General features: G+C 72.0%; 19 protein-coding genes and 1 pseudogene. 9 read left to right on the top strand and 11 right to left on the bottom strand.

Annotated elements, in window-relative coordinates:
- Positions 1-450 precede the first annotated feature (450 nt).
- Together HTZ82_RS24475 and metH are read right to left on the bottom strand one after the other, a co-directional pair.
- Positions 451-1152: an HAD family phosphatase gene (locus HTZ82_RS24475; protein WP_175411586.1), complete on the bottom strand. Its 702-nt coding sequence runs from the start codon at positions 1150-1152 to the stop codon at positions 451-453.
- 389 nt (positions 1153-1541) lie between these two features.
- Positions 1542-5084 (bottom strand): methionine synthase, encoded by a 3543-nt coding sequence (gene metH / locus HTZ82_RS24470; RefSeq protein ID WP_175411585.1) that lies wholly within the window; start codon positions 5082-5084, stop codon positions 1542-1544.
- 241 nt (positions 5085-5325) lie between these two features.
- On the opposite strand from metH, the gene HTZ82_RS24465 reads away from it, so the two are divergent.
- From HTZ82_RS24465 to HTZ82_RS24445, 5 genes are all read left to right on the top strand, one after another.
- A complete protein-coding gene (locus tag HTZ82_RS24465) occupies positions 5326-6090 on the top strand; it encodes an IclR family transcriptional regulator (RefSeq protein ID WP_175411584.1) in 765 nt (254 codons plus the stop codon).
- Between the two features lie 315 nt (positions 6091-6405).
- Positions 6406-7173 carry an MIP/aquaporin family protein gene (locus tag HTZ82_RS24460; RefSeq protein WP_175411583.1) on the top strand — a complete coding sequence of 256 codons (768 nt, stop codon included), beginning with the start codon at positions 6406-6408 and terminating at the stop codon, positions 7171-7173.
- Between the two features lie 46 nt (positions 7174-7219).
- Positions 7220-8752, top strand: coding sequence for a glycerol kinase GlpK (gene glpK / locus HTZ82_RS24455; RefSeq protein ID WP_175411582.1), 1533 nt, complete (start codon positions 7220-7222; stop codon positions 8750-8752).
- A 6-nt stretch (positions 8753-8758) separates the two neighbouring features.
- Positions 8759-10369 carry a glycerol-3-phosphate dehydrogenase/oxidase gene (locus tag HTZ82_RS24450; RefSeq protein WP_175411581.1) on the top strand — a complete coding sequence of 537 codons (1611 nt, stop codon included), beginning with the start codon at positions 8759-8761 and terminating at the stop codon, positions 10367-10369.
- Positions 10370-10494: 125 nt separating this feature from the next.
- On the top strand, positions 10495-11166 hold the full coding sequence (locus HTZ82_RS24445) for a FadR/GntR family transcriptional regulator (protein WP_175411580.1): 672 nt from the start codon (positions 10495-10497) through the stop codon (positions 11164-11166).
- Between the two features lie 15 nt (positions 11167-11181).
- Here the strand turns inward: HTZ82_RS24445 and HTZ82_RS24440 are convergent, their stop codons facing one another.
- Positions 11182-12003 carry an SDR family oxidoreductase gene (locus HTZ82_RS24440; RefSeq protein WP_309235665.1) on the bottom strand — a complete coding sequence of 274 codons (822 nt, stop codon included), beginning with the start codon at positions 12001-12003 and terminating at the stop codon, positions 11182-11184.
- A complete protein-coding gene (locus tag HTZ82_RS24435; RefSeq protein ID WP_175411579.1) occupies positions 11996-13306 on the bottom strand; it encodes an enolase C-terminal domain-like protein in 1311 nt (436 codons plus the stop codon). Before HTZ82_RS24435 ends, HTZ82_RS24440 begins: the two co-directional genes overlap by 8 nt.
- Positions 13307-13574: 268 nt before the next feature.
- On the opposite strand from HTZ82_RS24435, the gene HTZ82_RS24430 reads away from it, so the two are divergent.
- Complete coding sequence (locus HTZ82_RS24430; RefSeq protein ID WP_175411578.1) at positions 13575-14636, top strand: PAC2 family protein; 1062 nt, start codon at positions 13575-13577, stop codon at positions 14634-14636.
- A 67-nt stretch (positions 14637-14703) separates the two neighbouring features.
- Here the strand turns inward: HTZ82_RS24430 and HTZ82_RS24425 are convergent, their stop codons facing one another.
- The 5 genes from HTZ82_RS24425 to HTZ82_RS24405 form a co-directional block, all read right to left on the bottom strand.
- Positions 14704-15699, bottom strand: coding sequence for a superoxide dismutase (locus HTZ82_RS24425; RefSeq protein WP_175411577.1), 996 nt, complete (start codon positions 15697-15699; stop codon positions 14704-14706).
- A gap of 188 nt (positions 15700-15887) precedes the next feature.
- Complete coding sequence (mshC, locus tag HTZ82_RS24420) at positions 15888-17117, bottom strand: cysteine--1-D-myo-inosityl 2-amino-2-deoxy-alpha-D-glucopyranoside ligase (protein ID WP_175411576.1); 1230 nt, start codon at positions 17115-17117, stop codon at positions 15888-15890.
- A 111-nt stretch (positions 17118-17228) separates the two neighbouring features.
- A complete protein-coding gene (locus HTZ82_RS24415) occupies positions 17229-18113 on the bottom strand; it encodes an SCO1664 family protein (RefSeq protein ID WP_175411575.1) in 885 nt (294 codons plus the stop codon).
- The gene (locus HTZ82_RS24410) at positions 18077-18667 is read right to left on the bottom strand and encodes a DUF3090 domain-containing protein (RefSeq protein ID WP_175411574.1); all 591 of its coding nucleotides are present in this window, start codon (positions 18665-18667) and stop codon (positions 18077-18079) included. The genes HTZ82_RS24415 and HTZ82_RS24410 overlap by 37 nt, the downstream gene beginning before the upstream one ends.
- A 123-nt stretch (positions 18668-18790) precedes the next feature.
- Complete coding sequence (locus HTZ82_RS24405; protein WP_175411573.1) at positions 18791-19480, bottom strand: histidine phosphatase family protein; 690 nt, start codon at positions 19478-19480, stop codon at positions 18791-18793.
- A 59-nt stretch (positions 19481-19539) separates the two neighbouring features.
- On the opposite strand from HTZ82_RS24405, the gene corA reads away from it, so the two are divergent.
- A complete protein-coding gene (corA, locus tag HTZ82_RS24400; RefSeq protein WP_175411593.1) occupies positions 19540-20541 on the top strand; it encodes a magnesium/cobalt transporter CorA in 1002 nt (333 codons plus the stop codon).
- Positions 20542-20552: 11 nt separating this feature from the next.
- Here the strand turns inward: corA and HTZ82_RS24395 are convergent, their stop codons facing one another.
- Together HTZ82_RS24395 and HTZ82_RS24390 are read right to left on the bottom strand one after the other, a co-directional pair.
- Positions 20553-21338, bottom strand: a complete 786-nt coding sequence (locus tag HTZ82_RS24395) for a ferritin-like domain-containing protein (RefSeq protein WP_175411572.1) — start codon at positions 21336-21338, stop codon at positions 20553-20555.
- A gap of 307 nt (positions 21339-21645) precedes the next feature.
- On the bottom strand, positions 21646-22698 hold the full coding sequence (locus HTZ82_RS24390; RefSeq protein WP_175411571.1) for an LLM class F420-dependent oxidoreductase: 1053 nt from the start codon (positions 22696-22698) through the stop codon (positions 21646-21648).
- A 227-nt stretch (positions 22699-22925) separates the two neighbouring features.
- Here HTZ82_RS24390 and HTZ82_RS24385 point away from each other — a divergent pair, with 227 nt between their 5' ends.
- Entirely contained in the window at positions 22926-23915 is a 990-nt protein-coding gene (locus tag HTZ82_RS24385; protein WP_175411570.1) for an aldo/keto reductase, read from the top strand.
- Positions 23912-24245, top strand: a pseudogene (locus HTZ82_RS24380) (hypothetical protein); the annotation flags it as partial. The gene HTZ82_RS24385 and the pseudogene HTZ82_RS24380, both read left to right, overlap by 4 nt.

The following is a 24245-nucleotide window of genomic DNA, read 5'->3' as shown; positions in this document are numbered from 1 at the left end:
GGGTGAGGCGCTGTGCGGAGACTTCGCCGCGGGTGCCGTTGTGGGGCGGGCGACCGGTCCGGGTCCCGGACACGATCGACCCCGTGTTCCCGGCGCTTTGTGGCGGTCGGGGCACGGGGAATGGTGCGGCGAAGTGCTCGGCGAAAAGATTAGTGGCAGCGCCACCGATCCCGGACCGGGCACCAGTTGAGATGTCATCAGAAAGTGATCATGTGGCGTGGGCGGGTGACTCCGAGAGCCCGGAATGTTTCGTACACGACTCCATGAATCCGGACACATGGGTGTGGTCGAAGCCGCCCGATCCGGGCATGTGGGGGTGGAGGGGCGCCCGGTCGGCGCCACGCTGAGTGAGCAAGGTCACGTTGCGGGCTTTTCCGTGATGTCACGCAAAATGCACGCCTGGCAGCCCTGAGTTTTTCCAGTATTCAACGTGACACGCTCGGTGTGCGGTCAGTCCATTCCTGTGATCAGAGATCGCAGAAAGCCGAGATCGACTTCTTCGAGTGATCCGACGACGACCCGTCCGTCGGCGGGGGCGATCGGCGCGACGGAGGGGACGGCGACGACGCGGCAGCCCGCGGCCTCGGCGGCGGCGACGCCGGTGGCGGTGTCCTCGATGACGGCGCATCTGGCGGGGTCGGCGCGGACTCCGCGGGCGGCGTGGAGGTACGGGTCGGGGTGCGGCTTCGTACGGGGCACCTCGTCGCCGGCGACGGTGAGCGTGAAGTGGTCGGGGCCGAGGGAGTACAGGACGCGGTCGATGATGCGGCGGTGGGACGCGGAGACCAGGGCGGTGGGGATGCCGTGCGCGGACAGCTCGGTGAGGAGGCGTCGGGCGCCGGGCATGAGGGGCACGCCGTTGTCGATGCGCTCCTCGAAGCGGTCGTTGAGGAGGGTGGTGAGCTCGGGGAGGGTGATGTCGGCGCCGGTGGCCTCGATGAGGTAGCCGGCGCTGCGGGTCATGGGGCCGCCGACGACGATGTCGCGCCAGGACACGTCCAGGGCGTGGCCGAGTGCGGCGAAGACCTCGACCTCCACGTCCCACCAGAAGCCCTCGGTGTCGACGAGGGTGCCGTCCATGTCGAGGAACACGGCCTGCAGGGCCGAGCCGTCGGCGGTACGGGTCAGGGACGCGGGGACGCTGCTGGTCATCCGGCACACCTCCATGGGGACGAGAAGGCCGGTCGCGGGCGCCGCGGCGGGAGCTCGTTCGAGCTCCCCCGTGGGGCGGGGTGCGACCGGCCTGCACTGGACCGACCAGTGTACGTCGCTGTGCGCCGGGGCGCGCGCCTGTTGCCTACGGCGTGGCGTGCTACCGGTACGTAGCGCGTTGTGCCCCGGGGGGACGGTGGTGTACGCCCCCCGGGGGCGGGCCGTCCGGTTACGCGCAGCGCCCCGGGGGAGTTGTGCCCACCCTCCCCCAAGCTCTCGGCTCCGCTCGAGCAGGGGGACCCCCATCGCCCTGGGGGTCCCCCTGGACGAAGTCCTTGGGGGAGGAACGCCTGCCCACAACGGCTTGACGGGGCGGGCGGTGGGTGGGGTCAGCGGGCGTTGAAGTACTTGGCTTCGGGGTGGTGGAGGACGATGGCGTCCGTGGACTGTTCGGGGTGGAGCTGGAACTCCTCCGAGAGGTGGACGCCGATGCGCTCGGGCTCCAGGAGGTCGGCGATCTTGGCGCGGTCCTCCAGGTCCGGGCAGGCCCCGTAGCCGAGCGAGAAGCGGGCGCCCCGGTACTTGAGGGCGAACATGTCCTCGACGGCGTCCGGGTCCTCGGCCGCGAAGCCGAGTTCGGCGCGGACGCGGGCGTGCCAGTACTCGGCGAGTGCCTCGGCCAGCTGGACGGACAGGCCGTGGAGCTCCAGGTAGTCGCGGTAGGAGTTGGACGCGAAGAGTTCCGCCGTCGCTTCGCCGATCCTGGAGCCGACCGTCACCACCTGCAGGCCGACCACGTCCGTCTCGCCGGACTCCTCCGGGCGGAAGAAGTCGGCCAGGCACAGGCGGCGGCCGCGGCGCTGGCGCGGGAAGGTGAAGCGGGTGCGTTCGTTGCCGCGCTCGTCGAGGAGGATCAGGTCGTCGCCCTTGGACACACAGGGAAAGTAGCCGTAGACGACGGCCGCTTCGAGCAGGTTCTGGGTGTGGAGCTGCTCCAGCCAGCCGCGCAGCCGGGGCCGGCCCTCGGTCTCGACGAGCTCCTCGTACGTCGGTCCCTCGCCCGTGCGGGCCTGCTTGAGACCCCACTGGCCCTTGAACAGGGCGCCTTCGTCGAGCCAGGAGGCGTACTCCTTGAGCTGGATGCCCTTGACGACGCGGGTGCCCCAGAAGGGCGGCTCGGGTACGGGGTTGTCGGTGGCGACGTCGGAGCGGACGCCGCTCTCGGGCTCGCGCTCCTCGACGACGGCGGTGCCGGTGGCGCGTACCCGGCGCTGCTTGAGCTCGGGCAGGGTCGCGCCGGGTACGCCGCGCTTGACGGCGATGAGGGCGTCCATGAGGCGCAGGCCCTCGAAGGCGTCGCGGGCGTAGCGGACCTCGCCCTGGTAGATCTCGTGCAGGTCCTGTTCGACGTAGGCGCGGGTGAGGGCGGCGCCGCCGAGGATGACGGGGTACTTGGCGGCGAGCTCGCGCTGGTTGAGCTCCTCCAGGTTCTCCTTCATGATCACGGTGGACTTGACGAGGAGTCCGGACATGCCGATGACGTCGGCCCCGTGCTCCTCCGCCGCGTCGAGGATCGCGGAGACGGGCTGCTTGATGCCCAGGTTGACGACGTTGTAGCCGTTGTTGGACAGGATGATGTCGACGAGGTTCTTGCCGATGTCGTGGACGTCGCCGCGCACGGTGGCGAGGACGATGGTGCCCTTGCCCTCGGCGTCGGACTTCTCCATGTGCGGTTCGAGGTGGGCGACGGCCGTCTTCATGACCTCGGCGGACTGCAGGACGAACGGGAGCTGCATCTGACCGGAGCCGAACAGCTCGCCGACGACCTTCATGCCGTCCAGCAGGGTGTCGTTGACGATGTCCAGGGCCTTACGGGTCGTCAGGGCCTCGTCGAGGTCGGCTTCAAGGCCGTTGCGCTCGCCATCGATGATGCGCCGCTTGAGCCGCTCCTCCAGGGGGAGCGCGGCGAGTTCCTCGGCCTTGCCGGCCTTGAGGGACTTGGCGGTGGCGCCCTCGAACAGCGCCATGAGCTTCTGGAGCGGGTCGTAGCCCTCGGCGCGGCGGTCGTAGACGAGGTCGAGGGCGGTGGTGACCTGCTCCTCGTCGAAGCGGGCGATCGGCAGGATCTTGGAGGCGTGCACGATCGCCGAGTCGAGGCCGGCCTTGACGCATTCGTCGAGGAACACGGAGTTGAGGAGGATGCGGGCGGCCGGGTTGAGGCCGAAGGAGATGTTGGACAGGCCGAGGGTGGTCTGCACGCGCGGGTGGCGGCGCTTGAGTTCGCGGATGGCCTCGATGGTGGCGATGCCGTCCTTGCGGGACTCCTCCTGGCCGGTGCAGATGGTGAAGGTGAGGCAGTCGATGAGGATGTCCTCCTCGTGGATGCCCCAGTTGCCGGTCAGGTCGTCGATGAGCCGCTCCGCGATCTCCACCTTCTTCTCGACGGTGCGGGCCTGGCCCTCCTCGTCGATGGTGAGCGCGATGAGCGCGGCGCCGTGCTCCTGGGCCAGCCGGGTGACCTTCGCGAAGCGGGACTCGGGTCCGTCGCCGTCCTCGTAGTTGACGGAGTTGATGACGGCGCGGCCGCCGAGCTTCTCCAGGCCGGCGCGGATGACGTCGACCTCGGTGGAGTCGAGGACGATGGGGAGGGTGGAGGCGGTGGCGAACCGTCCGGCGAGCTCCTCCATGTCCGCGACGCCGTCGCGGCCGACGTAGTCGACGCACAGGTCGAGCATGTGGGCGCCTTCGCGGATCTGGTCGCGGGCCATCTCCACGCAGTCGTCCCAGCGGCCTTCGAGCATGGCCTCGCGGAACTTCTTGGAGCCGTTGGCGTTGGTGCGCTCACCGATGGCGAGGTACGAGGTGTCCTGGCGGAACGGCACCGTCTGGTACAGGGAGGCGGCGCCGGGCTCGGGGCGGGGGTCGCGGGGGGCGGGGGTGAGGTCGCGGACGCGTTCCACGACCTGGCGCAGGTGCTCGGGGGTCGTACCGCAGCAGCCGCCGACGAGGGACAGGCCGTACTCGCGGACGAAGGTCTCCTGGGCGTCGGCGAGCTCGGGCGCGGTGAGGGGGTAGTGGGCGCCGTCCTTGCCGAGGACGGGCAGGCCGGCGTTGGGCATGCAGGACAGCGGGATACGGGAGTGCCGGGCCAGGTAGCGCAGGTGCTCGCTCATCTCGGCGGGGCCGGTGGCGCAGTTCAGGCCGATCATGTCGATGCCGAGGGGTTCCAGCGCGGTGAGCGCGGCGCCGATCTCGGAGCCGAGGAGCATGGTGCCGGTGGTCTCGACGGTGACGGAGACGATCAGCGGGAGGTCCACGCCGAGGGTGTCGAGGGCGCGGCGGGCGCCGAGGACGGCGGCCTTGGTCTGGAGGAGGTCCTGGGTGGTCTCGACGAGGAGGGCGTCGGCGCCGCCGGCGATCATGCCCTCGGCGTTCTGCTGGTAGGCGTCGCGGAGGGTGGTGTACGGGGCGTGGCCGAGGGTGGGCAGCTTGGTGCCGGGGCCCATGGAGCCGAGGACCCAGCGCTGCTGGCCGGTGGAGGCGGTGGAGGCGTCGGCGGCCTCGCGGGCGATACGGGCGCCGGCCTCGGACAGCTCGTGGACGCGCTCGGCGATGTCGTACTCGGCGAGTGCGGCGAAGTTGGCGCCGAAGGTGTTGGTCTCGACGCAGTCGACGCCGACGGAGAAGTACGCGTCGTGGACGGAGCGGACGATGTCGGGCCGGGTGATGTTCAGGACCTCGTTGCATCCTTCGAGGTTCTGGAAGTCCTCGAGGGTGGGGTCCTGGGCCTGGAGCATCGTGCCCATGGCTCCGTCGGCCACCACCACGCGGGTGGCGAGGGCTTCGCGGAGGGCGGCGGCCCGGGCGGCGGGATCGGCGGGCGGGACGGTCCCTGCGGCGGGCGTGGCGGACGGGGTCGGCAACGAGGCCATGGAGATGCTCCCTGAGGTGCGACGGCTGTCGGCTTTGCGTCCTTCAGGAGAAGGCGCACCTCGTCAGCGTAACCGCCGGGTCCCTGGGGCGGGCACGTTGTCCCACGTGGCGGACGGCATGCTTGGCGGGGATTCAGGACCGGCCATGAACACTGCGAGGGTTCCACGATGTGGCCGGAGGTCGGTAACGACCGATAGTGTTCAGCATTGTCGAACCATGGAGTGAAGGAGCAGGCCGGGGATGGCGAAGAACATCCAGTCCCTCGAACGGGCGGCGGCGATGCTGCGGCTGCTCGCGGGCGGAGAGCGCCGGCTGGGTCTCTCCGACATCGCCTCGTCGCTGGGCCTGGCGAAGGGCACCGCGCACGGCATACTGCGGACGCTCCAGGCGGAGGGCTTCGTCGAGCAGGACGACGCCTCCGGCCGGTACCAGCTGGGCGCGGAGCTGCTGCGGCTCGGGAACAGCTATCTGGACGTGCACGAACTGCGGGCGCGGGCGCTGGTGTGGACGGACGACCTGGCGAGGTCCAGCGGTGAGAGCGTCCATCTGGGTGTGCTGCACCAGCGCGGGGTGCTGGTGATCCACCATGTGTTCCGGCCGGACGACAGCCGGCAGGTGCTGGAGGTGGGGGCGATGCAGCCGCTGCACTCGACGGCGCTGGGCAAGGTGCTCTCGGCGTACGACCCGGTGGCGCACAGCGAGGCGGTGGAGGTGGAGCGCAAGGCGTTCACCTCCCGTACGGTCACGGCGCTCGACGACTTCGAGGAGCTGCTGGACCTGACGCGGGCGCGCGGCTGGGCCGCGGACGTGGAGGAGACGTGGGAGGGCGTGGCGTCGGTGGCCGCGCCGATCCACGACCGGCGGCGGATGCCGGTGGGCGCGGTGGCGATCACGGGCGCGGTGGAGCGGGTGTGCGACCGGGGCGAGCTGCGGTCGGAGCTGGTCGCCGCGGTGCGGGAGACGGCGCGGGCGGTGTCGCGGGACCTGGGGGCCGGGCGCTTCTGAGGGGGTGCGCGGGGCGTCCGCCGAGGCGTCCGCGGGGGTGTTCCGCCCGGTGACGGCCGTCGTGGCTCACCGGGCGGTGGCGTGTGTACGCAGTGTGTCGGTAACGATCGGGTTTACGGGTCTCGAACTCTTGACGGCCTCTTCACACGGGGGCAAAACTGCCGTCCATCGGTCGGCATTGTCGAACACCTACCGGAAATACGCGCTAGAGTGTGGCAACGCCAGGAGGCCGGAAACCGCCCTCATCCCGAGGGCACGGACCACCGGAGGGACCCGGGGTTCGTCTTTCCTGGACGAAGGACAAAGGAGTCGCGGGTGTCCAGCTCCGACATCTTCATCGGCGAGATCATCGGTACCGCCCTACTCATCCTCCTCGGCGGAGGCGTCGTCGCCGCCGTCGTGCTCAAGCGCTCCAAGGCGCACGGCGCCGGCTGGGTCGCCATCACCTTCGGGTGGGGCTTCGCGGTCATGACCGCCGTCTACACGGCAGGTTCCCTCTCCGGAGCCCATCTGAACCCGGCCGTCACGGTCGGCATCGCCATCAAGGACGGGGACTGGAGCAACACCCCCGTCTACTTCGCCGGCCAGCTCCTCGGCGCCATGATCGGTGCCGCGCTCGTCTGGGTCGCCTACTACGGACAGTTCCAGTCGCACCTGCGGGACCCGGAGATCATCCGCAAGCCCGTCGAAGGTGCCATCGAGGGCCCGGGCCCGGTCCTGGGCATCTTCTCCACCGGCCCCGAGATCCGGAACACCTGGCAGAACCTGGCCACCGAGATCATCGGCACGGTCGTGCTCGTCCTGGCCGTCCTCACCCAGGGCCTCAACGACAGCGGCAAGGGCCTCGGCGTCCTCGGCGGTCTGATCGTCGCGTTCGTCGTCGTGTCCATCGGCCTCTCGCTCGGCGGCCCGACCGGTTACGCCATCAACCCGGCGCGTGACCTCGGCCCCCGCATCGTGCACGCCCTGCTCCCGCTGCCCCACAAGGGCACCTCCGACTGGGGCTACGCCTGGATCCCGGTCGCCGGCCCGCTGATCGGTGCGGCCATCGCCGGGGGTATCTACAACCTCGCGTTCGCCTGAGCCCGGCCGACCCGACCCTTCAACAGACCCGAGGAGCACACCCCCTATGACCGCCACGACCTCCCACGGCACCGGCCCGTTCATCGCGGCCATCGACCAGGGCACCACCTCCAGCCGCTGCATCGTCTTCGACCGCGACGGGCGCATCGTGTCCGTCGACCAGAAGGAGCACGAGCAGATCTTCCCGAAGCCGGGCTGGGTGGAGCACAACGCCGCCGAGATCTGGACCAACGTCCAGGAAGTGGTCGCCGGCGCCATCGCGAAGGCCGGCATCACCGCCGCCGACGTCAAGGCCATCGGCATCACCAACCAGCGCGAGACCACCGTCCTGTGGGACAAGAACACCGGTGAGCCCGTCCACAACGCCATCGTCTGGCAGGACACCCGCACCGACGCGCTCTGCAAGGAGCTGGGCCGCAACGTCGGCCAGGACCGCTTCCGCCGCGAGACCGGCCTGCCCCTCGCCTCCTACTTCGCGGGACCGAAGGCCCGCTGGCTGCTCGACAACGTCGAGGGCCTGCGCGAGCGCGCCGAGCGCGGCGACATCCTCTTCGGCACCATGGACTCCTGGGTCATCTGGAACCTGACCGGCGGCGTCGACGGCGGCCACCACGTCACCGACGTCACCAACGCCTCCCGCACCATGCTGATGAACCTCCACACCATGGAGTGGGACCAGAAGATCCTCGAATCCATGGAGGTCCCGGCGGCCGTGCTGCCGGAGATCCGCTCCTCCGCCGAGGTGTACGGAACGGTCAAGGGCGGCGTCCTCGACGGCGTCCCGGTCGCCTCCGCGCTCGGCGACCAGCAGGCGGCCCTGTTCGGCCAGACCTGCTTCTCCGAGGGCGAGGCCAAGTCGACGTACGGCACCGGCACCTTCCTGCTGCTGAACACCGGCGAAAAGATCATCAACTCCTACTCGGGGCTGATCACCACCGTCGGCTACAAGATCGGCGACAAGGCGCCGGTGTACGCCCTGGAGGGCTCCATCGCCGTCACCGGCTCGCTGGTGCAGTGGATGCGCGACCAGATGGGCCTGATCAACTCCGCGGCCGAGATCGAGACCCTGGCGTCCTCGGTCGAGGACAACGGCGGCGCCTACTTCGTGCCGGCCTTCTCCGGCCTGTTCGCCCCGTACTGGCGGTCCGACGCCCGCGGCGTCATCGCCGGCCTGACCCGCTATGTCACCAAGGCGCACATCGCCCGCGCCGTGCTCGAGGCCACCGCCTGGCAGACCCGCGAGATCACCGACGCCATGACCAAGGACTCCGGCGTCGAACTGACCGCACTGAAGGTCGACGGCGGCATGACCTCCAACAACCTGCTGATGCAGACACTCTCGGACGTCCTCGACGCACCCGTGGTGCGTCCGATGGTCGCCGAGACGACCTGCCTCGGCGCGGCCTACGCCGCCGGCCTGGCCGTCGGCTTCTGGCCCGACACCGACGCGCTGCGCGCCAACTGGCGCCGCGCCGCCGAGTGGACTCCGCGGATGGACGCGGAGACCCGCGAACGCGAGTACAAGAGCTGGCTCAAGGCCGTCGAGCGGACCATGGGCTGGATCGAGGACGAGGAGTAATTCGACATGACCACCCTGCAGAGCGTCCCCGCCCTCGGGACGCACCCGGCTGCCGGTTCCCTGCCGAGCCGCGCCGAGACCCGGGAGCAGCTGTCCAAGGCGACCTACGACCTCCTGGTCATCGGCGGCGGCATTCTCGGTATCTCCACCGCCTGGCACGCCGCCCAGTCCGGGCTGCGGGTGGCCCTGGTGGACGCCGGCGACTTCGCCGGCGCCACCTCCTCCGCCTCCTCCAAGCTCCTCCACGGCGGTCTGCGCTACCTGCAGACCGGTGCGGTGAAGCTGGTCGCGGAGAACCACTTCGAGCGCCGTGCGGTCTCCCGGCAGGTCGCCCCGCACCTGGCGAACCCGCTCACCTTCTACCTCCCGGTGTACAAGGGCGGGCCGCACGGCGCGGCGAAGCTCGGCGCGGGCGTCTTCGCGTACTCGGCGCTCTCCGCCTTCGGTGACGGCGTCGGCCACCTGCTCAGCCCCTCGAAGGCCGCGCAGGACGTGCCGGAGCTGCGCACCGACAACCTGAAGGCCGTGGCCGTGTACGGCGACGACCAGATGAACGACGCGCGCATGGCGCTCATGACGGTCCGCGCGGCCGTCGACGCGGGCGCCACCGTGCTCAACCACGCCGCCGTCACCGGACTGCGCTTCACACAGGGCCGGGTCACCGGCGCCGAGCTGCAGGACCGGGTCGACGGCGCCGAGTTCGGCGTCGACGCCCGCCTCGTCCTCAACGCGACCGGCCCGTGGGTCGACCACCTGCGCCGGATGGAGGACCCGAACGCGGCCCCGTCCATCCGCCTGTCCAAGGGCGCGCACCTGGTCCTGAAGCGGACGTCGCCGTGGAAGGCCGCGCTCGCCACGCCGATCGACAAGTACCGCATCACGTTCGCCCTCCCCTGGGAGGACATGCTGCTGCTCGGCACGACGGACGAGGAGTACGAGGGCGACCCGGCGGACGTCGCGGTCACCGAGAAGGACACCGCCCAGATCCTGGACGAGGCCGCCTTCTCCATCCGCGACCAGCAGCTCGACCGTGACCTCATCACATACGCCTTCGCGGGTCTGCGGGTGCTGCCGGGCGGTCCCGGCGACACCTCCAAGGCCAAGCGCGAGACCGTCGTCACCGAGGGCCGCGGCGGCATGCTGTCGGTGGCCGGCGGCAAGTGGACGACGTTCCGCCACATCGGCCGTACGGTGATGAACAAGCTGGCCACCCTGCCCGGGGGCCCGCTCGGCGAGGACATGGAGCCGATCTCCAGCCTGCCGAAGAAGCTGCCGCTGCCCGGCATAGCGAACCCGAACGCGGTCGCGCACCGACTGCTGGTCGACGGCGGCACGCCCGGCCCGCGCATGGCCGCCGACACCGCCCGCCACCTGGCCACCCACTACGGTTCGCTCTCCTTCGACATCGCCCGCATGGCGTACGAGCGGCCGGAGCTGGCCGAGCGGATCCACCCGGACGCCCCGGAGATCTGGGCGCAGGTGGCCTACGCCCGCGACCACGAGTGGGCGGAGACGGCGGACGACGTGCTGCGCCGCCGTACGACGCTGACGATCCGCGGCCTGGCGACGGACGAGATCCGGGCCAAGGTCGAGGGGATGCTCGGCGACAAGGCCTGACAAGACCTCCTGACCCGCACGTCAGGCAGGACTGAGGGCGGCTCCCACGGGAGCCGCCCTCCTCGTACTCCTTGTACGCTCCAACAGCTCACACATCGGATGTCTGAGAGGCAGTGGGGGACGCCATGGCTGTGACCGACGAGGCGATCGAGAAGATCAAGGAGATGATCGTCTCGGGTGCGCTGCGCCCCGGCGACCGGCTGCCGAAGGAGAGTGAACTGGCCGCCGAGCTGGGCCTGTCCCGCAACTCGCTGCGCGAGGCGGTCCGCGCTCTGTCGCTGATCCGCATTCTCGACGTACGGCAGGGCGACGGCACGTACGTCACGAGCCTCGACCCGCAGATCCTGCTCGAAGCGCTGAGCTTCGTCGTGGACTTCCACCGGGACGACACGGTCCTGGAGTTCCTGGCGGTGCGGCGCATCCTGGAGCCGGCCGCGACGGCGCTGGCCGCGCACCGCATCGACACGGCCGAGCTGGACGCGCTGGAGGCGGCGCTGGACGCGCTGGGCGTGGATCCGCCGGTGGAGGAGCTGGTCGCGGCGGACCTGGACTTCCACCGGCGGATCGTGGGCGCGTCGGGCAACACGGTGCTGTGCTCGCTGCTCGACGGGCTGTCCGGGCCGACGACCCGGGCCCGGGTGTGGCGCGGCCTGACGCAGGAGGACGCGGTGAGCAGGACCCTGTACGAGCACCGGGCGATCCTGGCGGCGCTGCGGGACCGGGACGCCGAGGCGGCCCGGTCGTGGGCGACGGTGCACATCGCGAGCGTGGAGCAGTGGCTGCGGTCGGTCCTCTGAGCGCGGGTTCTCGTTCTACGAGGCGGGGCGCGGGCGCGGGCGCAGGCCTTGCATGCCGCCGTCGACGGCGAGCGCGGTGCCGGTGACGGCCGCGGCCGCGGGGCTCGCCAGGTAGGCGACGGCGGCGGCGACCTCCTGGGCGGTGACCAGCCGGCCCATCGGCTGCCGGGCCTCCAGGGCGGCCCGCTCGGCCACCGGGTCGGCGGCCGCGTCCAGGAGCCTGGTCACCCAGGGCGTGTCGGCGGTGCCGGGGTTGACGCAGTTGACGCGGACGCCGTCGCGGACGTGGTCGGCGGCCATGGCGAGGGTCAGCGACAGCACGGCGCCCTTGGAGGCCGAGTACAGCGCCCGCTGCGGCAGCCCGGCGGTGGCGGCGATCGAGCACGTGTGGGTGATCGACACCGCGCCCGGGCGGTCGGCGGCGGCCCGCCGGAGGTGCGGCAGGGTGTGGCGGGCGGTGCGGACGACCCCCAGGAGGTTCACGTCCAGGACGTGCCGCCACTCGTCGTCGCCGTTGTCCTCGACGGTGCCGGCCGCGCCGGTGCCGGCGTTGCCGACGACGGTGTGCAGGGCGCCGCCGAACGCGTCGACGGCGGCCGCGACGGCGTACCGTACGGCGTCGTCGGAGGTGACATCGGCGGTGAGGGCGAGCGTCCCGTCGGGAGCGCCCGAGGTGTCCCGGTCCAGGACGGCCACGCGAGCGCCGCGCGCGAGCAGTTCGCGGGCGACGGCCGCGCCTATGCCGGAGGCGCCGCCGGTGACGAGCGCGTTGATCCCGTCGAAGTCACGGACGCCGAAGTCACGCACGTCGAAGTCACGGAACTCGAAGTCACGCACAGCGCAGGCTCCTTTCCCGCCATACCGGCCCGTCCGGGTAGCGGTGGGCGGCGATCGAATCGGGGCGCATCCGGGCGGAGAACCCGGGCGCGGTGGGTGCCGCGTACCGGCCGCCGCGTACGACGACCGGGTCGGTGAAGTGCTCGTGGAGGTGGTCGACGTACTCGACGGCCCGGTCCTCCCAGGTCCCGGACACGGCGACGTAGTCGAACATGGCGAGGTGCTGCACGAGTTCGCACAGCCCCACTCCCCCGGCGTGCGGGCAGACGGGCACGCCGAACTTGGCGGCGAGCAGCAGGATGGCGAGGTTGTCGTTGACCCCGGCCACGCGGGCGGCGTCGATCTGCACGTAGTCGACGGCCCCGGCCTGGAGGAGCTGCTTGAACAGGACGCGGTTGGCGCCGTGTTCGCCGGTGGCGACGGGCACGTGCTGGGCTGCGCGGATCGCGGCGTGGCCGAGGATGTCGTCGGGGCTGGTGGGTTCCTCGATCCAGTGCGGGTCGTACGGGGCGAGTTCCGCGAGCCGGGTCAGTGCCTCCGGGACGTCCCAGCGCTGGTTGGCGTCGAGGGCGATACGGATACGGGGGCCGACGGCGGCGCGGGCGAGGCGCAGGCGCCGTACGTCGTCGTCGGGGTCGCCGCCGACCTTCAGCTTGATCTGCCCGAATCCCTCCGCGACGGCCTCCTGGGCGAGCCGCACCAGCGTGGCGTCGTCGTAGCCGAGCCAGCCGGGTGTCGTGGTGTACGCGGGGTAGCCCTCGGCGCGCAGCCGTGCGGCCCGTTCCGCGCGGCCGGGTTCGGCGGCGCGGAGGAGGGCGAGGGCCTCGTCGGGGGTGAGCGCGTCAGTGAGGTGGCGGAAGTCGACGAGGGAGACGAGCTCCTCGGGCGTCATCCGGGCCAGGAACTCCCACAGGGGCAGGCCGGCGGCGGTGGCGGCCAGGTCCCAGGCGGCGTTGACGACGGCGCCCGCCGCCATGTGCGCGACGCCCTTCTCGGGGCCGAGCCAGCGGAGCTGCGAGTCGTGCGTCAGGTCGCGGTGGAGCGCGGCGAGGTCGGCGGCGGTGCGGGGTGCGGGGCGGCCGACGACGTACGGGCGGAGCGCCTCGATGGCGGCGGCGGTGACGTCGTTGCCGCGGCCTATGGTGAACGCGAAGCCGTGGCCGTCGGGTCCCCGGTCGGCGCGCAGGACGACGTAGGCGGCGGAGTAGTCGGGGTCGGGGTTCATGGCGTCGGAGCCGTCGAGCTGTTCCGAGGTGGGGAAGCGGATGTCGTGCACCTCGAACGCGGTGACGAGGGGACTCATGTCTGCCCTGCCTGTCGTCATGGTCGTCATGGACATCGGATCTTTGAAGGGATCATCCGATGTATACGGGCGCCCACACCGCAGAGTCCACCCCCTGAGCCCGTTTTCCGGCCCCTGAGATCGGATGTACCCCGGCGTCTTGCGTGAATTCGGGACGGCTGGTCGCCGGAGGCCGATACAGCACCCGGACGTGTACAGGGGCTGCGGACGGGGGCCTGCCACGCCGTAAGGTTGGTTCGTACGCACGGAACTTCGGAAGGAGGCCTGGGTGATCGAGCTCGAGGGGGTTCCCGAGCTGATCGACCCGGTCATGGTGGCCGCGTTCGAGGGCTGGAACGACGCCGGCGACGCCGCCTCCACCGCGGTCGCGCACCTGGAACGGGAGTGGAAGGGCGAGGTGTTCGCGGCGCTCGACGCCGAGGACTACTACGACTTCCAGGTCAACCGGCCCACGGTGTGGCTGGACGGCGGGGTACGGAGGATCACCTGGCCCACCACCCGGCTCTCCGTGGTCCGCGTCGGCGGCGACAAGCCGCGGGACCTGGTGCTGGTCCGCGGGATAGAGCCGTCCATGCGCTGGCGCTCGTTCTGCAACGAGATCCTGGGCTTCGCCCACGAGCTGGGCGTGGAGATGGTCGTGATCCTGGGCGCGCTGCTCGGCGACACCCCGCACACGCGGCCGGTGCCGGTCAGCGGTGTGACGTCCGACCCGGACCTGGCGCGGCGGATGGAGCTGGAGGAGACCCGGTACGAGGGGCCGACGGGCATCGTCGGCATCCTCCAGGAGGCGTGCACGCACGCGGGCGTCCCGGCGGTGAGCCTGTGGGCGGCGGTGCCGCACTACGTGTCGCAGCCGCCGAACCCGAAGGCGACGCTGGCGCTGCTGAACCGCCTGGAGGACCTGATCGACCTGCGGATCCCGCTCGGTGAACTGGCCGAGGACGCCCGGGCCTGGCAGGTCGGCGTGGACCAACTGGCCTCCGAGGACAGCGAGGTGGCCGAGTACGTCCAGACGCTGGAGGAGGCGCGGGACACGGCGGAGCTGCCGGAGGCGTCCGGCGAGGCCATCGCCCGGGAGTTCGAGCGCTATCTGCGGCGCCGCGACGGCGGCCCGGGGCACGCGACGGACGGCGGCGACGGCTCGTACCTGCGGGACACGGCCGGCGGCCGGACCCGCCCGCCGAAGCCCCCGAAACCCGCGTCGGACGCATCGGACGCGCCGGACGCATCGGACGCGCCGGACGCATCGGACGACGCGGCCGAAGCGGCGGAGGGCAGCAGCAGCAGCGGCGAGGACGACGGGGACTCCCCCGAGCGGGACCAGGAGTAGGGCGCGGGCCGTACGACGGCCGCGGGCGGGGCGGTGCCGCGCGACACGGCACCGCCCCGCCGCGCGCTCACACTCTCCGTACGGCCACCACGTCGTACTCGGTGTCCGGCGTCGGCTCCACGTCGAAGCGGGCGTTCGGCAGATAGATCCGGTCGCCCCAGGCGGCCGCCGTCGTGGGGATGCGGAAGCGCGGATCGGTGATCCGGGCGATCGGGGTGCCCTCCGTCCCGGCCTCGTTCAGCCGCACCACGTCCACCTGGTTGAGCACCTGCTGGACGATGTACAGGTCCCGTCCCAGCAGCAGGAGCCCGTCGCCGTGCGGGATCCTCAGGTCGCCGAGTGGTACGCGGCGGGCGTCGCCGGTGCGCGGGTCGACGCGCATCAGGGAGCCGCCCGCGACGACGGTGTTGACGACCAGCAGGTCGCAGCCGTCCGGGGTCGTGGTGATGCCGTTGGCGGTGAAGTCGTCGCCCTGCTGCCACTCCCCCGCCAGCGGTACGGTCGCCACCGCGTCGCCCGGTTCGCCGTGCCGGCCCACGGGGAGCCGGTAGAGCTGCGGCTTGAACGAGTCGGTGAACCAGGCGGCGCCTGGCGTGAGGATCACGTCGTTGACGAAGGTGCCGGCCGAGCCGACGGTGAAGGTCCGCAGGTGGGAGCCCGAGTGGACGTCGGCGACCCGGATCTCCCCGCTGCCGCCGCCGCAGAGGTAGAGCAGCCGCTCACGCCGGTCGATCTTGAGCCCGATGGTGGGGTGGTCGACGCCGCCGCCGGGGACGACGGTCCTGCCGCGCCCGGTGGCGAGGGAGACGCGGCGTACGTCGCCATTGGCGAGGGAGCCGAGGTACGCGAAGGGGCTGCGGCCGATGGTGATGCCCTCGGGGCGGAAGCCGTCGGGCAGGGGGAAGCGGGTGGGCCACGTGCCGGTGGTGGCGTCGGGCGCGGCCGTACCGGTGCGGCCGGCGGCCGTGGCGTGCGCGGTGCCCGTGAGCGGGGCGAGCACGGCGGCGCCGCCGAGTGCGGCGGCCGCGCCCAGGAGTCTTCTGCGTGCGAAGGAACGTGACATGGGCGTCCTTTCGGCAACTGTGATCAGACGGTGGAGACCGCACTCACCCCATCACAGGGCACCGTCGCGGCGCAGGAGGTCGAGCTGACTCCGGATCAGGATCAGCGGAACGGCCCCCTGGAGGCGGAACCTTCAGGGGGCCGTGACGGTCTGCGCCGGACGCCGGAGCGCGCGGTGGTGATCGTCGGCTAGAGCGCCACGCCCATCAGGGCGTCCACGGCGCGCGAGACGACGCCGGGCGCTCCCTCGTCCGTACCGCCCTCGGTGCTCTGGAGCGCGGCCCAGCGGTCCACGGCGGCGAGCGCCGCGGGGGTGTCCAGGTCGTCGGCGAGCGCGTCCCGGATCTCCTCGACCAGGGCGTCGGCCGGGGGTCCGTCGGGCCGGGAGACGGCGGCACGCCAGCGGCCGAGGCGCTCGACGGCTTCCTGGAGGACCTGGTCGGTCCACTCCCAGTCGGCCCGGTAGTGGTGGGCGAGCAGCGACAGGCGGATCGCGGCCGGGTCGACGCCCTCGCGGCGGAGCGTGGAGACGAAGACCAGGTTGCCCTTGGACTTGGACATCTTCTGGCCGTGCAGGGCGACCATGCCGGCGTGCACGTACGCCTTGGCGAAGGGGTGCTCGCCGGTGAGGGCGTGGGCGTGCGAGGCGCCCATCTCGTGGTGCGGGAAGATCAGGTCGGAGCCGCCGCCCTGGACGTCGAAGCCCATCCCGAGGTGGTCGAGGGCGATGGCCACGCACTCGATGTGCCAGCCGGGGCGGCCGGGGCCGAGCGAGCCGCCGTCCCAGCTCGGCTCGCCCTCGCGGGCGGCCATCCACAGCATCGGGTCGATCGGGTTCTTCTTGCCGGGCCGGTCGGGGTCGCCGCCGCGCTCGGCGGACAGGGCCCGCATGACCTCGGCGTCGTAGTGGGACACCTCGCCGAAGTGCCGGTCGGACTCGACGGAGAAGTAGATGTCGCCGTCGAGCTCGTAGGCGGCGCCCATGTCGCGGAGCCGCTCGACGAGCGGCACGATGCCGGGTATGGCCTCGACGGCGCCGATGAAGTGCCGCGGCGGCAGGATCCGCAGGGCCGTCATGTCCTCGCGGAACAGGGAGGTTTCGCGCTCCGCGAGACCGGTCCAGTCGATCCCGTCGCGCACGGCCCGCTCCAGCAGCGGATCGTCGACGTCGGTGACGTTCTGCACGTAGTGGACCTGCCGCTTGGTGTCGAGCCACACGCGCTGAACGAGGTCGAACGCGTTGTAGGTCGCCGCGTGACCCAGGTGGGTCGCGTCGTACGGCGTGATGCCGCAGACGTAGATACGGGCGACGGGGCCGGGGTCGAGGGTCACTCGTCCGCCGGTCGCGGTGTCGTGGATCCGGAGGTCGCGGCCCTTGCCGGGCAGGGCGGGGACCTCAGAAGCGGGCCAGGCATGCATGCTTCGAGCGTAACCGGACGCGCGTTCCGGATACGAACCGGCTGCGGAATCATGACCGGTACGGCACTCTTGCGCGCGGCAGCCGGGTGTGCTGGGCCCTGTGCGGGCCGGTCAGATCGGGGGCCAGGGGATGGCCGGCCAGTCCGTGGGCGGGTGCGGGTGGCGGGCGGTGGTGCGGAGGTGCCGGACCCGGGCGCGGAGCGCGTCCAGCTCCGGGGCGGTGATGAGGTCCGTGAGGCGGGCCGCGAGGGGGGCGCCCGGGGCCAGGGAGCCGTCCAGGGCGGTCAGGACCGCCTCGGCCTCGGCGGGGAGCGGCTCGCCGGCCCAGCCCCACAGGAGGGTGCGCAGCTTGTCGTCCACGTGGAAGGTGACGCCGTGGTCGATCGCGTGGAGGCGGCCGCCGGGCGCCGGGAGCAGGTGCCCGCCCTTGCGGTCGCCGTTGTTGATCACCGCGTCGAGTACGGCGAGGCGGCGGAGGCGTACGTCGTCGGCGTGGACCAGCAGTGCCGTACGGTGCTCGTCGACCTGGGCGCGGCCCACCGCTTTCCAGCCGTCTCCGGGCTCGTCCTCGTCGACCAGGGCGAGGAGCTCGGGCGCGTACGGGTCGGGTTCGATCCACTGCTGGACCATGCCGGGTCCGTACGGGCCGTCCCGGAGCACCGTCGGCGGGACGAGTCCCCAGCCGGTGGCCTCGGACACGGCGTACGCGGCGACCTCGCGCTCGGCGAGCGTGCCGTCGGGGAAGTCCCACAGGGGCCGCTCACCGGCGACCGGCTTGTACACGCAGTCGGCGCGCCTCCCCTCGTACGCGACCGTGCAGAACAGCACGCCGTTGGACGCCTCGCGGATCCGGCCGCGTACGGTCAGCTCACCTTCTGTGAGCAGCGCGAGGACACCGTCGGCGGAGGCGGCGGAGGCGGCAGGGGCGGCGGACACGGCCGTCGGCTCGGTCGTGGCCGTCAGGCTCCGCGGCGGTATCCGTTCTGGCGCGGACATACGTGTCCTTCCGGGTCGAGGGGCAGGCTGCACAGCGGGCACGGCGGCCGGCCGGCGTTGACCACGTCCAGGGCCCGCTTGGCGAAGGCCCTGGCCTGGGCGCCGGTGAGCCGGACGCGCAGCATCGGGGGGCCGTTCTCCTCGTCCTGCAGCAGCCGCTCCTCGGCCTCGGCGAGGTCCTCCTCGGAGTCCACGTCGAGCTCGACGAGGGCCTGCGCCTCGACGATCAGGCGCTGTTCCTCGCCGTCCCAGGCCAGCGCCATGGTGCCGACCCGGAACTCCTCCTCCACCGGCGTTTCGAGGGGGGCCGTGTCGCTGATGTCGGCGGGGGCGACGGCGGGCACCGGGGCGTTGCCGCCGGTGCGCCGTACGACCTCGTCGAGCAGCTCGTCCATGCGCTCGGCGAGCGCGGCCACCTGGGTCTTCTCCAGGGCGACGCTGGTGGTGCGGCCGCCGGCGGATGCCTGCAGGAAGAACGTACGGCGGCCAGGCAGCCCGACCGTACCGGCCACGAAGCGCTCCGGCGGGTCATAGAGGAACACCTGACGGGACACGTTCCCTCTCCTTGGCTCTGATCGGTGGGTCGGGCGGCGTCGCGGGCGCCACGGGTGTCGCGAGCGTCGCGGACGTCGCGTGCGGCGCGGCAGCGGCTCAATCCACCCTACTGTGCGGGGCGATCACGCTGCGCCCGCGCCGCCCCCCACGTCCGCGACTCCGTTGCCGCCGGCCCCGTCGCGGGGGGTCAGGGTCGCGAGGTCGCCGGTGTCGCCGAGGCGCAGCAGGAAGGGCCGCAGCCGGGTGTAGCGGACGGCGGTGACCGAGCAGGGGTCGACGTGGACGCGCTGGAACTGGTCCAGGTGCAGGCCGAGCGCGTCGGCGACGATCGACTTGATGATGTCGCCGTGCGAGCACATGAGGTAGACGGCGTCCTCGCCGTGCTCGGCCTCGATCCGGGCGTTCCAGTCCCGTACGGCCTCGACGGCGCGTGCCTGCATGCCGCGCATGGACTCGCCGCCGGGGAAGACGGCGGCGGAGGGGTGCTGCTGGACGACGGCCATGAGGGGTTCGTCGGCGAGTTCGGCGAGCTTGCGCCCGGACCAGTCGCCGTAGTCGCACTCGTTGATCCGCTCGTCGGTGTGCAGGGTCAGTCCGGGGCGGGCGGCGAGGAGCGGCGCGAGGGTCTCGTGGCAGCGTTGGAGGGGGCTGGTGACGGCCGCGGCGAGCGGGACACCGGCCAGCCGTGCGGGCAGCGCGGAGGCCTGGGCCGTGCCGTGTTCGTCCAGGGACACTCCGGGTGTCCGGCCGGCGAGCAGGCCGGAGGTGTTGGCCGTGGAGCGTCCGTGCCGTACGAGGATCAACGTCGCCATGCCCGCCAGCCTAGGCGGTGTCGGCCGTCCGCGTGCGGGACGGGGACCCGCGGGGGAGAATACGCGCCGTGATCGTGGACTGTGCCATTTACCGGAACGGGCGCCGCAGAGCGGGGCCGGCCGATGTCGTCGCCGCTCTGGAGGAGGCCAGGGACGCGGTGGACGCCTTCCTCTGGATCGGGTTGCACGAGCCGACGGCGCAGGAGTTCGACCGGGTGTCGGAGGAGTTCGGGCTGCACCCGCTGGCCGTGGAGGACGCGCTGAAGGCGCACCAGCGGCCCAAGCTGGAGGTGTACGAGGACTCGCTGTTCCTGGTGCTGAAGCCGGTGGTGTACGAGCCGGAGGCGGACACGGTGTCGACGGGCGAGCTGATGGTCTTCATGGGCGATTCGTTCGTCGTGACGGTGCGGCACGGCGAGGGCGCGCCGCTGTCGGAGGTGCGGCGGCGTCTGGAGGCGGAGCCCGAGGTGCTGCGGCACGGCCCGACGTCGGTGCTGTACGCGATAAGCGACGCGGTCGTCGACCACTACATCGAGGTGGCGGCGGAGCTCCAGGGGGACCTGGAGGAGCTGGAGGAGCAGGTGTTCCAGCCGAGGGGCGGGGGCCCGGGGAACACGAAGAACACGGCGTCGCGGATCTACACGTTCAAGCGGCAGGTGCTGGAGTTCCGTCGGGCGACGGGTCCGCTGGGGGCGCCGATGGCGCGGCTGGCGGGGGCGGGGGTGCCGTTCGTGAGCGAGGAGTCGCAGCCGTTCTTCCGGGACGTCAGCGACCATCTGACGCGGGCGACGGAGCAGGTGGAGGGGCTGGACCGGCTGCTTTCGGACATTCTGTCGGCGCATCTCGCGCAGATGGGGGTGCGGCAGAACGACGACATGCGGAAGATCTCGGCGTGGGCGGCGATGGCCGCGGTGCCGACGATGGTCGCGGGCGTGTACGGGATGAACTTCACGCACATGCCGGAGCTGCACTGGGTGTGGTCGTACCCGGTGTTGATGCTGCTGATGGGTGTCGCGGTGGTGGGGCTGTACCGGCTGTTCAAGCGCCGCGGCTGGCTGTAGGCCCCGGGTGGTCAGAACGCGGGCGCGGTCTCGGCGGGCCCGCCGAGGGCGTCGCGGCGCTCGGGCATCGTCAGGCTGACCATGCGCCGCCAGCCGCCGGCCCGCTCGTACGCGTACACGGCGTGGATGCCGGCGGCGAGGGCGGCGGACTTGGCGCGGGGCCAGCCGAGGATGCGGCCCATGTGGGCCATGACGGCGTGGCTGACGTCGCGGTAGATGGCGATCTCGGCGAGGGCGCACTCGCGGAGGGTGCGCTGGATGGTGCGGCCGTGTCCGTCGCGGGCGAGGCGGAGCAGTTCCTCGTGGCAGTACGCGAGGTGGTTGTCCTCGTCGCGGCCGATCTGCCGGATGGCCTTGCCGACCTCGGGGTGGTCGCCGAAGTGCTTGATGAGCATGACCATCTGGTCGGCGGCGCGCTGCTCGGTGACCCGGCTGTGGGACAGGTAGACGAGGACGTCGTGCTCGGTGAGGGGCTCGTCGCGGCGGAGCTTGTCGTGGGCGAGGCCGATGCCGCGCCGCTCCAGGAGCATGGTGTAGTCGGTCTCGGGCGGTACGGGGACGGGTTCGAGGCCGCGCTTCTTCAGCAGGCCGTTGAAGATGCGGCCGTGCTTGTCCTCGTCGGCGCCGTGCCGGGTGATCTTGGGCGCGAGGTCGCGCATCGACGGGGGGACGAGTGCGGCGATCCGCCCGTTCTCCCAGCCGCCCTGGGCTTCGCCGCTGGCGGCGATGGAACAGAACAGCTGGTACGAGTCGTCGTTGGCGACGATCTCCTCGAACAGGCTGCGGGCCGAAAGCATCACTGTCACCTCCACGTGAACACGTGTCGGTCCACACGTGTCGGCACGAGTCAAGTGCCGTACGGGAGCGCTGGCAACAGATCACGGGTGTCGCTCCGCCGAACGGAGGAGCGCGCCGGGTGCGCGTGGGTGTGAGGAGGGGAACGGAGGTACGCGCGCGCTCCGCCCGCCGGGGCGTAACCGACCGGACGGGTGGGGCGTTGTGCTGCGTGACGGCCGTGGCGGGGATGACCCCGAGCCCCCACCACGGCCGCAGGCTTGCCCGGCGGCCCGGAGCGGTCGGGGGCTGCGGAGGGATTCAGGAGGGTCAGTCGACGAGGCCGGCCCGCTCCAGGGCCTGGGTGCCCGCGCGGAGGGCGGCGATCCGCTCGTCGAGCGTGAAGCCGGCCGGGGCGAGGGTGAGGGTGGTGACGCCGGCGGCTGCGTACGCCTGCATCCGGTCGGCGATCCGCTCGACGGAGCCGAGGAGCGTGGTGTCGTCGATGAGCTGGTGCGGTACGGCGGCTGCGGCGCCGTTCTTGTCGCCGGACAGGTATTTGTCCTGGATCTCGGCGGCGGCCTTCTCGTAGCCCATGCGCTGGGCGAGCCGGTTGTAGAAGTTCTGCTTCCTGCTGCCCATGCCCCCGACGTAGAGGGCGGTGTACGGGCGGAACGTGTCGGCCAGCGCGGTGAGGTCGTCGCCGAGGGCGAGCGGGACGGTCGGGCACACGTCGAAGCCGTCCATGGTGAGCCCGGCCTTCTCGCGGCCGGCGCGGATGTGCCGGAGCGCGGTCTCTTCGAGGTGGGCGGCGGACGGGAAGATCAGCAGGGCGCCGTCCGCGATCTCCCCGGTCTGTTCGAGGTTCCTGGGGCCGATGGCGGCGATGTAGAGCGGGATGTGCTCGCGCTGCGGGTGGACGGTCAGCTTGATGGGCTTGCCCGGGCCGCCGGGGAGGGGCAGGGTCCAGTGCTCGCCGTCGTAGGTGAGGCGCTCCCGGGACATGGCCTTGCGGACGATCTCGACGTACTCACGCGTGCGGGCGAGCGGCTTGTCGAAGGTGACGCCGTACCAGCCCTCGGAGACCTGGGGTCCGGAGACGCCGAGGCCGAGGCGGAAACGGCCGCCGGAGAGCGAGTCGAGGGTGGCGGCGGTCATGGCGGTCATGGCCGGCTGGCGGGCCGGGATCTGCATGATCGCGGAACCGACGTCGATGTTCTCGGTCTGGGCTGCGACCCAGGACAGCACGGTGGGGGCGTCGGAGCCGTACGCCTCGGCGGCCCAGCACACGTCGTAGCCGAGGCGGTCCGCCTCCTGGGCGACGGCGAGGTTGTCGCCGTCCATGCCCGCGCCCCAGTAACCGAGGTTGATGCCGAGCCGCATAGCCGCTCTCCCCTAACGCGTCCGTTTACTGATCAGTAACGTCTCTGGGGGCGGACTCTAGCGCGCGTGCGCGGGTTCCGGCAGGGGGCCCGCCGGACCTGGGGTGGCCGCAGGGCCGCGTACGAGGGGCTGTACGGGCCGCTGTACGGGCCGTTGTACGCGCGGCGTACCGGGGGGTTGTCCACAGGGTCTCTCCGCGTGGCCCCTTGGCCAGTAATCTCGCGGCCATGGAGCAGAGGCATCTCGGCCGTACCGGCCTGCGCGTGTCCCGGATCGGCCTGGGCACCCTCTCGTGGGGGCGCGACACGGACGAGCATGACGCCGCGGAGCAGTTGAAGGTGTTCTGGGAGGCCGGCGGGACACTCATCGACACGGCGGACGTGTACGGCGGCGGGGAGGCCGAGTATCTGCTCGGACAGCTCGTGGAGCGGCTGCTGCCGCGGCGCGAGCTGGTCATCTCGACGAAGGCGGGCAGCGTGCCCGACCCGGACCCGGACCGCCGCTTCGACGCCTCCCGGGGGCATCTGCTGGCGGCGCTCGACGCGTCACTGGCCCGGCTCGGCACGGACTACGTGGACCTGTGGCAGGTCCACGCCTTCGACCCGTGGACGCCGCTGGAGGAGACCCTCCAGGCGCTGGACATCGCGGTGACCACGGGGCGGGCGCGGTACGTGGGCGTGTCCAACTTCTGCGGCTGGCAGCTCGCGAAGGCCGCGACGTGGCAGCTCGCCGCGCCCGGGACGCGGGCCCGGCTGGCGGGCACACAGATGGAGTACTCGCTCCTCCAGCGGGGCGTGGAGCGCGAGGTGCTTCCGGCCGCGCGGGACCTGGGCGTCGGCCTGCTGCCGTCGTCGCCGCTGGGCCGGGGCGTCCTGACGGGCAAGTACCGGCAGGGCGTGCCGTCCGGCTCGCGGGGCGCGTCGGAGCACATGGCCCCGTTCGTGGAGCCGTACCTGGACGAGTCGGCGCAGCGGGTCGTGGAGGCGGTCGCGACGGCCGCGGACGGCCTGGCGGCCACCCCGACGCAGGTCGCCCTGGCGTGGGTGAGGGACCGCCCGGGGGTGACGGCCCCGGTGGTCGGCGCGCGCACGGCACAGCAGCTCAGAGCCGTTCTGTCAGTGGAGAGCCTTAGTCTTCCTGACGAGATCTGCCGGGCGCTCGACGATGTGTCGGCCCCGGTGCACCGCTACCCCGATCAGGACTGGAGCACGCTGTGACCGCGCTTCCCCGGGGGGAGAACCCCGGCTCCCCGGCCGACACCGAGTCCCCCGGCCTCCAGGCCGCCCCGACCGACGCGCCCGGTGCCGCCGGCATGAAGGCCGCCGACCGGCCGACCAGCGGCACGGCCGCCGCCGAGCGCGGGGACCGTACGGCCGACGCCACACCCGGCGAGGAGGACAGTGCCCGGCGCGCGGACGGCAGCACGGCCCCGGACCCCGCGGGCGGCGCCGACGCGGGCACCGCCGACGGGGGCGAGGGAACGGGCGTGGATGGTGCAGGCGGTGAGTCGGCGGGCGGTGCCACAGAGGCTGGCGTTGAGACGGCGG

Origin of the sequence: Streptomyces sp. TRM64462, assembly GCF_013362995.1 — a bacterium.
Classification (GTDB): Bacteria; Actinomycetota; Actinomycetes; order Streptomycetales; family Streptomycetaceae; genus Streptomyces.
Note: the sequence above shows the minus strand (reverse complement) of the source record. Positions and strands in the feature narration are given on the sequence as shown.

Bases quoted from the DNA above. Each gene is read 5' to 3' on its own strand.
- HTZ82_RS24475 (WP_175411586.1), bottom strand. From the start codon at position 1,152: ATGACCAGCAGCGTCCCCGCGTCCCTGACCCGTACCGCCGACGGCTCG.
- metH (WP_175411585.1), bottom strand. From the start codon at position 5,084: ATGGCCTCGTTGCCGACCCCGTCCGCCACGCCCGCCGCAGGGACCGTC.
- HTZ82_RS24465 (WP_175411584.1), top strand. From the start codon at position 5,326: ATGGCGAAGAACATCCAGTCCCTCGAACGGGCGGCGGCGATGCTGCGG.
- glpK (WP_175411582.1), top strand. From the start codon at position 7,220: ATGACCGCCACGACCTCCCACGGCACCGGCCCGTTCATCGCGGCCATC.
- HTZ82_RS24450 (WP_175411581.1), top strand. From the start codon at position 8,759: ATGACCACCCTGCAGAGCGTCCCCGCCCTCGGGACGCACCCGGCTGCC.
- HTZ82_RS24445 (WP_175411580.1), top strand. From the start codon at position 10,495: ATGGCTGTGACCGACGAGGCGATCGAGAAGATCAAGGAGATGATCGTC.
- HTZ82_RS24435 (WP_175411579.1), bottom strand. From the start codon at position 13,306: ATGAGTCCCCTCGTCACCGCGTTCGAGGTGCACGACATCCGCTTCCCC.
- HTZ82_RS24425 (WP_175411577.1), bottom strand. From the start codon at position 15,699: ATGTCACGTTCCTTCGCACGCAGAAGACTCCTGGGCGCGGCCGCCGCA.
- mshC (WP_175411576.1), bottom strand. From the start codon at position 17,117: ATGCATGCCTGGCCCGCTTCTGAGGTCCCCGCCCTGCCCGGCAAGGGC.
- HTZ82_RS24415 (WP_175411575.1), bottom strand. From the start codon at position 18,113: ATGTCCGCGCCAGAACGGATACCGCCGCGGAGCCTGACGGCCACGACC.
- HTZ82_RS24405 (WP_175411573.1), bottom strand. From the start codon at position 19,480: ATGGCGACGTTGATCCTCGTACGGCACGGACGCTCCACGGCCAACACC.
- HTZ82_RS24395 (WP_175411572.1), bottom strand. From the start codon at position 21,338: ATGCTTTCGGCCCGCAGCCTGTTCGAGGAGATCGTCGCCAACGACGAC.
- HTZ82_RS24390 (WP_175411571.1), bottom strand. From the start codon at position 22,698: ATGCGGCTCGGCATCAACCTCGGTTACTGGGGCGCGGGCATGGACGGC.
- HTZ82_RS24385 (WP_175411570.1), top strand. From the start codon at position 22,926: ATGGAGCAGAGGCATCTCGGCCGTACCGGCCTGCGCGTGTCCCGGATC.